The sequence below is a fragment of the Bhargavaea massiliensis genome (assembly GCF_050480245.1).
Classification (GTDB): Bacteria; Bacillota; Bacilli; order Bacillales; family Anoxybacillaceae; genus Anoxybacillus.
Window position 1 is genome coordinate 1 of the sequence record NZ_JBCNEQ010000004.1, and the last position, 12992, is coordinate 12992.

Here is a 12992-nt window from a genome sequence, read left to right on the forward strand (position 1 = left end):
CATTACGGCTTAACATACCGTTTATCACTTCCAATTCAAAATGAAACCGGAGAAACTAAAACGATTCGCCTTCGTTTTGGCGGACGTGGGGGCGCTTATTGTGGGGCTGTGAAAATAAACGGGGTTGTTTATCTCATCCCACCGCTTCAACCGATTACCCAATCGGCCTATATCGATTATACCGTCTTTTCCCCTCAAGACGTTCTCGAGCTTGAATTCATGCATGCAGGCGGAGCCGCTCTGCCGCTTGGGGTTGAAGTTTCGACGGTGAAGTAAAGGGAGGCTTCCATATCGGAGGCCTCCCTTTCGTTACATGTTTCATGTGGCAATGCTAATGCACGTACAAGCAACACAGCAAACTGGGCACGTGTCATCTGCTCATTTGGTCGGTATGCTGTTTCCGTCATACCTTTCACATGCTGTTTAGCTGCCAATGTTTCGATATATCCTTTCGCCCAATGTTGCTTGATGTCGCCAAATGTATGTGTTCCTTCAACGACAACGTATGTCGAGTTCGTCAATGACTTGATGACCGCTTTGTTGCCAACAAATGTGGTCGGTACAGGTGTGGCGGAAATCATTTACTTCTTTAAACAACGGATCACGCCGATTTCCACGGCACACAATGTGATAAAACAAATGCGGCACCCATATCCGCCTTGCCCGACCCACACTCTTCACCTCACATGAATTTTCTTGCACATCCCTTCGACAAAAACAACGAAAATCCTGCATCAAAAGAAAAATTTTTTGATACTCTCTCGCCGGGTGACAGGCACGCACTTGCCAAACCAGCGATATCATTTGTATAATATAAGCAGATACTTCATAAAATAAAAAAGCTGAGTGCGGTGAACACTCAGCAGGCAACTACATGCCGCAAGAAGAGCGGCTGACCTTTAGATGTGTCACAGATAAAAAAGAAATAACCGTTTCACACCTTTGGTCGAGGGAGGGACGGTTATTTCTTTTTGTTTATATAGACGACGATGGTAACAGTCAATGTTAGCATCCCGATGAACACTAAGCTGAATTGCGCAATAAGACTTCGACAGGTGACAGGCACCGTTCCCCTTGCTTAAAAATATGTCTCAGCGAGCTATTCAGATAATTCATTGTTAAGAACGTCTATAAGGTCCCAAGCCGTATAGCTGCCGTCTACATTAATTCTTTTTAATAAAAATGGACTATTCCCTTTACTAATAATACCCTTGTTAACGGTGACAGTAGCTAAAAAACCAACTTCTTTTGCAACTTTTTCAGATGTTTCACTATAGGCTCCATAAGGATAGCAAAGTACGGTAACTGGTTGTCCGATGTTCTTTTCTATCAATTTTTTTGAAAGTAATAAATCATTCATGATTCTTTGCTCATATTCTTCTTGTGTTTCTAGCTCACCGTTTTCTTTTACAATCGGGCCTGCTAAATAGGCGACTTCTTTCTTTCCCTTCATATATTTTTTATGAGAATCATGGGTATGACTATGGAACTCGATGAGACCTGATTCTGACATTTCATGAATTTGCTCCCATGACAAATTTGGCAATCCATCTTCTAAATGCTTTTCTTCCTCCCGCCTTATCTTACTCGTAATTAGAAAAATTGCCGCCTTCATATTTAATTCTTTTAAAATTGGATAAGCATATTTATAGTTGCTTTCATAACCATCATCCATTGTAATTAATATGGGCTTTTCAGGTAATGTACCTTCATGATTTAAAAAGGCGATTAACTGACCAAAAGTAATCGTTTCGTATCCTTCTTCTTTAATGGCTTTCATTTGCTCTTCAAAATTTTTAGGATGTACCGTCAAACTATTTATTCCCTCTTCCTCAAAATGATGATACATAAGAATCGGAATTTGAGGATTAACCCCTACTTTTTCTGTTTGAGTATTTGAACAAGCAAATAATGATAAACTAAATATAATTACTAAAGCGTATAAGTATAATCGCTTCATTTTCATTCTTGACCCCTATTACTTTCTTAAGTTGTTAATTTGTTATATCACTAAGAAAATCGTCCTGCAAGATATTTTTTCGTTCGGGGCGTGACAGGCACACTACCCTACCCCATATTCTTTTGTTTTTCTAATACGACATCAATTAAATAATCCATTTCTTCTTTCTTCTCCGCTCGATACAAATCATCTAATAAGTGATGCAACAAATACAAATCAGTAATAAGGTCTACTTTGTTTTGCATCGGTTTACTTTCCAAACCTAATCTTGCGCTTAAATATTTTTTTATTGCCTGCTGGCTTTCATTGATTCTTGCTCTTTCTTCCGCCATTCGGATCACTCTCGCCATACTTAACACCTCCATTAGTTTTTCTACATACTCCTTATCAATAAACTTGTCGGAAACCGCAATAATCGTTGCCAATAAACGTACTTGTTTTTCCTCATTTTTGATCCGTTTCGCAATTTCTACTGTTTCAATCGCTCGTTCGGAACGATTGAGGGAACTTCGCATTAATGGGAGGAAAATGAGATGCAGCTCATCTAGATCCGTAAGCTCTTCCCCATTCTCGACCTTCGCCCACAAATTTTGAATAATGGCATCACCATTATATTTTTTCATCAACACCGCTTGTGCCTCATATTGAACAGAACCGTAGCTTTTTTGTTCTAACACTTTTTCCACATCGGCTCCATAAATGACTACTGTCTTAATAGGCTTTTTATACCTTTCATACGCACTCACATCATATTGAAGAAATCGATCCAAATCTTTCTCATCAAACGCCGTTTGAAACTCAAGATGCAAATACGTATCATCTGCAAGCAAAAATAGAAAGTCCATTCTTCGATCATTAACCGCAATAGTCGGCAAATCCGTTGCTTCTACCCGGACAATCGGAGCAGTCCGAATCCCATAGAAATCCAGAACCTTTTCTTTAAATTGAGCAGTCATGTTACGGAATATGATATCATAGTTATTATATGCAATATCCGTTTGCTCGCTCATCATTACACTTCCTTTCCCTTTATTTTACTACAAATTTTTCATGAAATAAACATAGACAGCCAATCACTCTCCCTATCTCCACTCAACATCCTTCCTTCATATTCCTTTCTTGACGTCCTTCTTTTATTCTCCGAAACGCCATCGCTTTCCATAATGCTTCATCGGTGATGTTTTCCGCTTCTGCTAAATCGGCAATGGTGCGAGCAAGGCGAACGATTTTTGTTTGCACGCGGTTGCTCCAGTCATTCATAGCCGCCCAATGTTGAAGCATTTGTTGTTGCCCTTTCGTTAGCGGACTTTTCGCAAGCAGCACGTCCAGTGGCACACGGCCGTTTGTTATTTCTTCTCCATATCGTTCGAATTGCCGGAAACGCGCAGCTTCCACACGGCGACGAATCGTTTCCGAACAGTCTACTTGCTTTGATTTTTGAGTCAAATCCACTGCTTCTAACGATAACAATATATCGATGCGGTCGTAAATCGGTCCGGAGATGCGTTGGCGATAGGCGTGGATCTGTTTTGGGCTACATATGCAATAGCGTTTTTTTGAACCGAAATAGCCGCATGGGCATGGATTCATCGCCCCGATCAAAATAAAATGTGCTGGATACGTCACCGTCGACGAAACGCGGCTAATCGTGACGTTGCCTGTTTCTAATGGCTGGCGAAGCATGTCCAACGTCTTTTTCGTAAACTCTGCCATTTCATCAAGAAATAATACCCCACGATGGGCAAGCGAAACTTCCCCTGGTTTCGGCTGTGTTCCTCCGCCAATCAATGCTACAGAAGATGCTGAATGATGGGGGTGACGAAACGGTGGAGAGGAATCGTTTTTCGTTTCTCCTGCGAGTTGGTATAAACTAAGTACTTCCAACTGCGCTTCATCGGAAAGGCGCGGTAAAATCGTTGGAAACGTTTCGGCTAACAGGCTTTTCCCACACCCTGGTGGTCCGATCATTAACACGTTATGTTCTCCTGCAGCGGCAACTTCAAGTGCATACTTGGCGTAGTCATGTCCAATGATATGTTCAAAATCACGATGAGTTTTTTGAGGTAGATCGACAGCTGAAGGGAGATGATTCGTCGAAAATAACACTGGTTGACCTTGTAAACATTGCATCACTTGATCTAATGTTTGAACAAAAACACAATCGATATGCTGCAGGTATTGAAAGGGAAATGTCGGATCATATGGGGCATATACTTGTTGAAAGCCGAGTTTTTTGGCAGCTAAAATAGCTGGTAACATGCCATCTACTGACTGAATCGTTCCGTCTAATGACAATGAGCCTAAAAATGCGATATGTGACGGAATTGGTTGTTCGAGTTTTCCTTTTACTTTTAAAATACCAATCGCCATTGCTAAATCAAACATCGGGCTTTGTTTTTTTCGCTCGGGCGGTGACAGATGGATGACAAGTTTTTGATTCATGACATCACATCCAAACGCATGCAATGCCGCAATGACTCGTTCCTTTGCTTCTTTTACCGATGTATCGGGCAATCCGACAATGACTACGGAAGGCATTCCCGGCAGTTCTTTCACTTCCACTTGCACACGATACCCTTCCATCCCACGCAAACCGATACTACAAACTTTCATATTATTCCTCCTTGACACAGTTCGGTACAACATCTTCTTTCACAAACTGCACATATGCTTTCTTTTTTTCATTCATTGTTCCAGAAAAGTAACGAAGGAGTACATCCATGTTCATAAATGAAGGCAATGAGGTAGATTGGTGATAAAAGTGGAAACTGCTCCAACGATAATGTTCGGGAAGATGCACCATACGCGCCTCAACAGGGTTGAGGTGGATATAGCGACTGACTTCTAACATCCCTGCGTCATCGTCAATGATTTTACTGAAGTAACGCTTTTCAAACACATGACCAGTTAACCCGTAACGTGTATTGTAATAATTGGCGTATCGTTTGTTAATCAGTGCCATGACTTTGGAAATGGATTGTTGTGGTGAACGAAGTTGAAGATGAAAATGATTCGTCATAAGGCAATATGAAGCAATTTCAAACGGAATGTTTTCATGAAGCTGTTCGAGGATATACAAAAACGCGCGGAAATCATTTACTTCTTTAAACAACGGATCACGCCGATTTCCACGGCACACAATGTGATAAAACAAATGTGGCACCCATATCCGCCTCGCCCGACCCACACACCTCACCTCACATGAATTTTCTTGCATATCCCTTCGACAAAAACAGCGAAAATCCTGCATCAAAAGAAAAATTTTTTGATACTCTCTCGACGGGTGACTGGCACGCACTTGCCAAACCAGCGATATCATTTGTATAATATAAGCAGATATTTCATAAACTAAAAAAGCTGAGCGCCGCAAACGCTCAGCAGGCAACTACATGCCGCAAGAAGAGCGGCTGACCGAACCGAATTAGAGATTACCAAAAAGAAGTAACCGTCTTCATCCGTTGGTCGCGGGAGAGCGGTTATTTCTTTTTGTTTATATAGACGACGATGGTAACAGTCAATGTTAGCATCCCGATGAACACTAAGCTAAATTGCGCAATAAGACTCAATGCTTCATACGCCGTCATACTCCCACCTCCCTCCATCGGGGAAGTGGTCAACCGCCCACCCTGCTTATGTAGTTGCTACGGAGATTGTAACATTTTTCTATCACTCTCGCAATTTCAACAACCACTACTACAAAAAATGCCACAGCACATCAACAAAAATGCAGAAAAAGAAACAGAGAGCCATATGACTCTCTGTCTCTATCAATCTTCGACAAACTTCGACGGGTTCGACGGGTGACAGGCACCCTACCCCTTTCGGATCGCAGTGCACAGGCACGCTACCCAGTTATACATCTTCATTTACGACTACTAAGTGTGCAGTGGACAAATAGCGTTTAATACGTGTATAATCATCGACGCTACGGATATTGTCGTCTTCCTTAATTAGTTTTTCTAGTAGGAATCCGATCGTAACCACATCACTCATAAAATCTTCCACACTTTTATGGAGTTTTTCCACACGATCCACTCTAAAAGTGTTGCACAACACATTTTGTAAAGCCCCTAAACTCGCAGCAGACACACCATAATCAACTAGTTTATACTTCTCAGCCTTCTCTGTAGAAAGTTTTCCCCCAAATTTATGGCTAACAGCAAGATAAGCAAAACGAATCACGTTAGATGCGCAATGACATTTCTCTCTTAGCTGCCGCACAATATCTGTATTTTCTACAACTAGTGCAAATTCATCTAATGAATAATCCAAAAAATTCCTTCTTCCCATGTGATTTCCCCTTCCTTACTTAAGTACATACAAAAAAGACGAGAGGTGCACCTAACTATATTGTATTGCGAAACATAAAAATTATGATTACACGAGTATAACAGAAAAAAAAACAGAGAGCCAACTATGACTGACTCTCTGTCTCTATCAATCTCCGACACCCTTCGACAGGTGACAGGCACCGGACCACCAAAAAGAAGTAACCGTCTTCATCCGTTGGTCGCGGGAGAGCGGTTATTTCTTTTTGTTTATATAGACGACGATGGTGACAGTCAATGTTAGCATCCCGATGAACACTAAGCTGAATTGCGCAATAAGACTCAATGCTTCATACGTCGTCATACTCCCACCTCCCTCCATCGGGGAAGTGGTCAACCGCCCACCCTGCTTATGTAGCTGCTACAGAGATTGTAACATTTTTCTATCACTCTCGCAATTTCAACAACCACTACTACAAAAAATGCCACAGCACATCAACAAAAATGCAGAAAAAGAAACAGAGAGCCACTAACGACTCTCTGTCTCTATCAATCTTCGACAATCTTCGACGGGTGACAGGCACCCTACCCATTTTCGCTCGGGCGGCGACAGATGGATGACAAGTTTTTGATTCATGATATCACATCCAAACGCATGCAATGCCGCAATGACTCGTTCCTTTGCTTCTTTTACCGATGTATCGGGCAATCCGACAATGACTACGGAAGGCATTCCCGGCAGTTCTTTCACTTCCACTTGCACACGATATCCTTCCATCCCGCGTAAGCCAATGCTACAAACTTTCATGTTATTCCTCCTTGACACAGTTCGGTACAACATCTTCTTTCACAAACTGCACATATGCCTTCTTTTTTTCATTCATTGTTCCAGAAAAGTAACGAAGGAGTACATCCATGTTCATAAATGAAGGCAATGAGGTAGATTGGTGATAAAAGTGGAAACTGCTCCAACGATAATGTTCAGGAAGATGCACCATACGCGCCTCGACAGGGTTGAGATGGATATAGCGACTGACTTCTAACATCCCCGCGTCATCGTCAATCATTTTACTGAAGTAACGCTTTTCAAACACATGACCGGTTAATCCGTAACGTGTATTGTAATAGTTGGCGTATCGTTTGTTAATCAGTGCCATGACTTTGGAAATGGATTGTTGTGGTGAACGAAGTTGAAGATGAAAATGATTCGTCATAAGGCAATATGAAGCAATTTCAAACGGAATGTTTTCATGAAGCTGTTCGAGGATATGCAAAAACGCGCGGAAATCATTTACTTCTTTAAACAACGGATCACGCCGATTCCCACGGCACACAATGTGATAAAACAAATGCGGCACCCATATCCGCCTTGCCCGACCCACACTTTTCACCTCACATGAATTTTCTTGCATATCCCTTCGACAAAAACAGCGAAAATCCTGCATCAAAAGAAAAATTTTTTGATACTCTCTCGACGGGTGATTGGTACGCACTTGCCAAACCAGCGATATCATTTGTATAATATAAGCAGATATTTCATAAACTAAAAAAGCTGAGCGCCGCAAACGCTCAGCAGGCAACTACATGCCGCAAGAAGAGCGGCTGACCGAACCGAATTAGAGATTACCAAAAAGAAGTAACCGTCTTCATCCGTTGGTCGCGGGAGAGCGGTTATTTCTTTTTGTTTATATAGACGACGATGGTGACAGTCAATGTTAGCATCCCGATGAACACTAAGCTGAATTGCGCAATAAGACTTAATGCTTCATACGCCGTCATACTCCCACCTCCCTCCATCGGGGAAGTGGTCAACCGCCCACCCTGCTTATGTAGCTGCTACAGAGATTGTAACATTTTTCTATCACCCTCGCAATTTCAACAACCACTACTACAAAAAATGCCACAGCACATCAACAAAAATGCAGAAAAAGAAACAGAGAGCCGTGTGACTCTCTGTCTCTATCAATCTCCGACACCCTTCGACAGGTGACAGGCACGCATCCCAATTTGCTTGCAATGAAGTGAAACAGAGGTGTAATGGCAAAGCGGTACTCAAACATCTTCACCTTTTCTCTCCCCTTTTTTTGTCATATTTGCAACAGGCTCATCCGCCCCCAACAAAATGACGAGCAATCTCCGTTCATGCATCATTAAGGATTCTTTCAACAAAAACAAGCAAACTCCTGCATATGAATGAAAAAAATAAATGCGGGTGATGACAAGCACCAAGCCCCACAGGCACCCTATCCAAAAATGCAGAAAAAGAAACAGAGAGCCACTCAATGACTCTCTGTTTCTATTAATCTTCGACAAACCTCGACGGGTGACAGGCACCCTACCCCAAAAATGCAGAAAAAGAAACAGAGAGCCATATGACTCTCTGTCTCTATCAATCTTCGACAATCTTCGGGGCGTGACAGGCACCCTACATCCAACATCAAATGCAGAAAAAGAAACAGAGAGCCACTCAATGACTCTCTGTTTCTATTAATCTTCGACAAACTTCGACGGGTGACAGGCACCCTACATCCAACATCAAATGCAGAAAAAGAAACAGAGAGCCACTCAATGACTCTCTGTTTCTATTAATCTTCGACAAACTTCGACGGGTGACAGGCACCCTACCCCAATCCCAAAGGCTTAATAAGTTACAGTAATTGTTGGTTGAGTTGCACCAGAACCATTAGCACCATAGTTAGCAGCGGCAACAGGACCAACAGTTACTTTCAAGATATTTGAAACTGTTGAACCATCAGTTACTTTAACATAGAAAACTGTGTTAGTTGTTGTACCAGTAGTAACATTACCAGTTACTTTGAATGTAACAGTTCCATCAGCTGCTACAAACGCCGTAAGTGTTCCACCTGTTCCAATTGTAGCACCAGAAGTTGTTGCAGCTGCATCAGTGTAAATACCTACTTCATTAGCTACGATTTCAGAAACGCCAGAAGTTGCTGTTTGTGCATAAGTAGCTCCATAGTTATTGCTTACTAACATAGTATTATCTAATGCACCACTTGGTTTTAACGTAATTGTTTGAGGTGCGAGTAAGCTGCTTTGTAGAGCAGTTGCTACGCTAGCAGTATTAATTGGTGTTTCAGCAACGTTAGTAATAGTAGCCGCAGGTGCAAGTGTCATTACAGTACCTGAAACTGCTGAGAAGCCTGCATAGTTAGTAGTATTACCACCAAATGTTACTTTAAGCTTGTTAGTATCAACAAGTTCGAATGTTGCATCAGCTGCGAAATCTGTACTAATAACGTTTTTATCAAATGTAATTGTTGCAACTTGTCCGCCATTATCTGAGCCATTAATATCTAACGTTAATGAATCAGAAACAGCTGGAGTATCTGAACCACCATCGTTGAATACTAAACCACCAGTTACAGATCTAGCTGCACCAGTCCATCCTGTTAATAGAGATTCTGGATCGACAGACTCAGCAAATGTAATTGTAATTGATTCTTTATCTGCAGCTTCAATTTTTCCAGCATAGTCACCAGCATTGTATTCAACTTTGGAGATACCAAAGTTATAAACGCTTATATCACCAGCTGGTAAAGCAACACCAGCAACACGAGTTAAGCCGTTAGACTTAACAGTAACTGTATAAGTTCCGTTTGCTGGTAAATCTTCAGAAGTTGTAAGAGTGATACCTGTTGTACCGTTTGCAGCAGCAGAACTTACAGTATAAGTCTTACCATTAGCATCTTTAACTGTGAAGTCACTTGCTACTGGTTCAATCGTAGTAGCTCGGCTTTCAAAGAACAACTTAATTGTTCTAGCATCAGTTACTGCAGCCTTCTCAATTTTAGCAGCAAGCTTCTTAGTTACAGCCACTGCTTTATTTGGAACTAATTTGTTACCATATACATCTTTTGTAGATGTAGTCGCTGCTGATGTTACTGTATAAGTACCCGCATCAACATCATCTTTTAATGTGATAGTGATAGTTGCGTTACCATCAGCATAGTTGTTTGTGAATGTAACGCCAGTAACATCTTTCGTAGTACCATTTGATTTTACTACGAAGTCGCTAGCTTGAAGAGTATCAATATATGTCTTAACAGTTAACTTAATTGTTCGTTTATCTGTAGCCTCTGCCTTGCTTACAAGTGAAGTGCCAAGATCAAACGCATATGCAGATGGTGTCGTTACAGCAATTGAACCAGTGCTAAATGGAGAAATTAGTTTTCCATTAGCATCAGTAACGTTTGATAATTGTACGCTAGTAGTTGAGTCAAGAGTACCCTCTGGAAGAGTAATCTTAAACGCCTTGTTACCAGAATTTGGTAATACATCTACCGTTGCACCAGAGATCGCATCTAAAGACTTAGTACCAACTGCTGTTGCTACAAGCCATTTTGACTTATCTAGTGCAGAGTTGTTACCAGACACGTTAAGAGCTGTGTCGAACGAAACAACAATAGTTTGATTATCTAGGTTAGTGTCATCTTTGTAAGCTTTAACGACATCTGCAGCAATAGTTGTTACACTTGAAATCGAAAGTTTTTGAGTTGTTTCAGGAATTTCACGGCTTAAGCCATCTTTGACTCCTGATACTTTAAGAGTATAATCTCCATCTTTTAGTGGAGTATACAACTCTACTAATTTGATATTTTTTTCACCGCTAGGTCCATGAGTAATTCGTTTAATAGGAACTACTTTACCGTCTTTATCAGTAAGCGTGTATTTAGATGTTAAAGTTTCGTTAATATCAACATTATACTTAACTTTAATAGTATCTTTATCAACTAAAGTAATTGACTCAATAGCAGGATTTACGTCGTTTGCTACAGTTAACGTAAACTTCTTAACAGGTGCAGTATTACCAACGTAATCCTGAACTCCTTTAACAAACAAGTTAATATTTCCAGCTGGGATTAAATTACCAAATTCTACGCGATAAGTTTTTTCATCTACTTGTAATACATCTGTAGCTTTGTTTGCATCGTTGCTTTCAGAGCCATCTGTGTTCCAATAGAAGTCCGTTGCTTGAGCATCAACTGGTTTATTAAATTTCACTAAAACATATTTTTGGCTGATAACAGATGCTTCTACAGCTTCTGGTACTGTAGTATCAGCTTCATACTTAATATCTTGTGCTACAGAAGGAACTTTGTATCCAGCGTAGTCAGTGATACCTTGATCGTTATTTAAGAACAAACGGTAGTTTTGTCCAGCTACCATATTAGTACCAAGTGTAATAATTACACGAGTATTGTCGGCTGTTACGTAGTTAACACTTCCACGAGAAACTAAATCATCACCAGTAGGAGCGTTATCTTTATCAAGAGCTTTTACTACAAAGCGCGATGTAGCGTTAGCATTCTTAACTGGTTCACTGAACGTAACTTGGATTTTATTTAATCCTAATGCTTTAACATCTGTTACAGTTGGTACACTTAAATCACTAACCGTGAAGTCTTTAGTTAAATCAGATCCAAGTGTTGTACCGTTTGCAAGTTTAAGATCCTTTTTAACTTTTAAAGTATAAGTTGAACCGTTGTTAAATGCTAAGTCGTTAGCTGGGTTGCTATCAATATCAAGAGTGATAAGTGCTTCTTTATCACTTAATGCTACGATTTGTTCAATAGCTTTAGTACCTTCAGGACCTTTAATTTCAAAGTTTGCACGATCTTCTAGAGATACGCGATTAATTGCTTTGTTAAATGTTACTTTAACTTGTTTAGCATTAATCGCACTTACACTTTCAACCTTCGGCGTTACAACTGGCACATCAACTTTCGCTTTGTCTGTTGTTTGACCTTTGTAAGATACGCTGTAAGATTTTCCTTCTTGCAACGCTGTTTTTGTTTTGATCACAACAACTGTTGTTTTTGCTTCAGCAGCTGCTGCAGCTTTGATTGATACAGAGTCGATTTCAACGCCTTGGATGGCGAAGTCTTCTTTTTTCACTTCTTTCAATTCGCCGTTGAATGTTACTTCTAATGTTTTTTCGTCAACAAGTTTTACCGCTGTGATATCAGCTGCGGAAACTTCTTTTTTCACATCCATCGCACGAACGACGAATGAAGCGAATTGACCGCGTGTGACGTTTTGTTTTGGTGCAAATTCTGTGTTTTTCGTTACACCGTTTGCTTCTAATGTTTGAATGTACTCACGCGCCCATGAGCCAGCTTTGTCAAGGTCCGTAATTTTTGTTGTGTGGTTTGCTGGTTTTGTTAATTTGAACGCTTCAACAACGACTTTCGCCATCTCTTGGCGAGTGATGTTTGCGTTCGGGTTGAAGTTGCCTTTTTCGTCTCCACCCATGACGCCAGCAGCTTTCACGATCGCAACAGCTTCTGCTAATTCAGCTTTGCTCGCTGGAACGTCTGGGAAGCCTGCACCTTGCTCAGGAGCTTTGACACCTGCATCTTTTAAAATGCGTGAGAAGATGATTGCAGCTTCACCGCGTGTTAACGGTTTGTCTGGTTTGAATGTACCGTCTGCATATCCTTTAATGTAACCTTTTGCTACTAATGTAGCGATGTCATTTGCATGCACGCTTCCTGCTACATCTGTGAAAGACGCGCTTGCTACTGGTGCGATCGCTGAAGCAACAACTGCTGCAGAGACTGTACCAGCTAAAAATTTGCGATAAGACTTTGGTTGGTAAGCCATCGACATATTTCCTCCTTTTGTTTCTCTTTCTATTTAAGTTCAGCTAAATTTAAGAGATTATGTATGTTCTCTCTATGAAACTCTTAAACTTAGCGAGTGAACGACTACAAACTACATTATAATTTTTTCCATGATTA

12 protein-coding genes and 2 pseudogenes are annotated in these 12992 nt (G+C 40.8%); 1 reads left to right on the forward strand and 13 read right to left on the reverse strand.

Features of this window, described 5'->3' with window-relative positions; translation table 11 throughout:
* Positions 1-276, forward strand: a pseudogene (locus ABEV15_RS01390) (copper amine oxidase N-terminal domain-containing protein); the annotation flags it as partial.
* On the opposite strand, the gene ABEV15_RS01395 reads toward ABEV15_RS01390, so the two are convergent.
* The 13 genes and pseudogenes from ABEV15_RS01395 to ABEV15_RS01455 form a co-directional block, all read right to left on the reverse strand.
* On the reverse strand, positions 195-581 hold the full coding sequence (locus ABEV15_RS01395; protein ID WP_498852169.1) for an S-layer homology domain-containing protein: 387 nt from the start codon (positions 579-581) through the stop codon (positions 195-197). The pseudogene ABEV15_RS01390 and the gene ABEV15_RS01395 overlap by 82 nt on opposite strands.
* Positions 574-672, reverse strand: a pseudogene (locus ABEV15_RS01400) (transposase); the annotation flags it as partial. The gene ABEV15_RS01395 and the pseudogene ABEV15_RS01400, both read right to left, overlap by 8 nt.
* Before the next feature lie 427 nt (positions 673-1099).
* Positions 1100-1966 carry a polysaccharide deacetylase family protein gene (locus ABEV15_RS01405; protein ID WP_498852170.1) on the reverse strand — a complete coding sequence of 289 codons (867 nt, stop codon included), beginning with the start codon at positions 1964-1966 and terminating at the stop codon, positions 1100-1102.
* A gap of 101 nt (positions 1967-2067) precedes the next feature.
* Positions 2068-2970: an RpnC/YadD family protein gene (locus ABEV15_RS01410; RefSeq protein WP_498852171.1), complete on the reverse strand. Its 903-nt coding sequence runs from the start codon at positions 2968-2970 to the stop codon at positions 2068-2070.
* Between the two features lie 82 nt (positions 2971-3052).
* Complete coding sequence (locus ABEV15_RS01415) at positions 3053-4573, reverse strand: YifB family Mg chelatase-like AAA ATPase (protein WP_498852172.1); 1521 nt, start codon at positions 4571-4573, stop codon at positions 3053-3055.
* Between the two features lies 1 nt (position 4574).
* Complete coding sequence (locus tag ABEV15_RS01420; protein WP_498852173.1) at positions 4575-5147, reverse strand: transposase; 573 nt, start codon at positions 5145-5147, stop codon at positions 4575-4577.
* A gap of 289 nt (positions 5148-5436) precedes the next feature.
* On the reverse strand, positions 5437-5544 hold the full coding sequence (locus ABEV15_RS01425) for a putative holin-like toxin (protein ID WP_221248261.1): 108 nt from the start codon (positions 5542-5544) through the stop codon (positions 5437-5439).
* Between the two features lie 268 nt (positions 5545-5812).
* Positions 5813-6250 (reverse strand): hypothetical protein, encoded by a 438-nt coding sequence (locus tag ABEV15_RS01430; RefSeq protein ID WP_064214368.1) that lies wholly within the window; start codon positions 6248-6250, stop codon positions 5813-5815.
* A gap of 234 nt (positions 6251-6484) precedes the next feature.
* Positions 6485-6592 carry a putative holin-like toxin gene (locus tag ABEV15_RS01435; RefSeq protein WP_019418134.1) on the reverse strand — a complete coding sequence of 36 codons (108 nt, stop codon included), beginning with the start codon at positions 6590-6592 and terminating at the stop codon, positions 6485-6487.
* 165 nt (positions 6593-6757) lie between these two features.
* Complete coding sequence (locus ABEV15_RS01440) at positions 6758-7036, reverse strand: magnesium chelatase domain-containing protein (RefSeq protein WP_498852174.1); 279 nt, start codon at positions 7034-7036, stop codon at positions 6758-6760.
* A 1-nt stretch (position 7037) separates the two neighbouring features.
* Positions 7038-7610, reverse strand: coding sequence for a transposase (locus ABEV15_RS01445; protein ID WP_498852175.1), 573 nt, complete (start codon positions 7608-7610; stop codon positions 7038-7040).
* 289 nt (positions 7611-7899) lie between these two features.
* Entirely contained in the window at positions 7900-8007 is a 108-nt protein-coding gene (locus ABEV15_RS01450; protein ID WP_221248261.1) for a putative holin-like toxin, read from the reverse strand.
* An 861-nt stretch (positions 8008-8868) separates the two neighbouring features.
* A complete protein-coding gene (locus ABEV15_RS01455) occupies positions 8869-12855 on the reverse strand; it encodes an S-layer homology domain-containing protein (RefSeq protein ID WP_498852176.1) in 3987 nt (1328 codons plus the stop codon).
* Between the last annotated feature and the right edge of the window lie 137 nt (positions 12856-12992).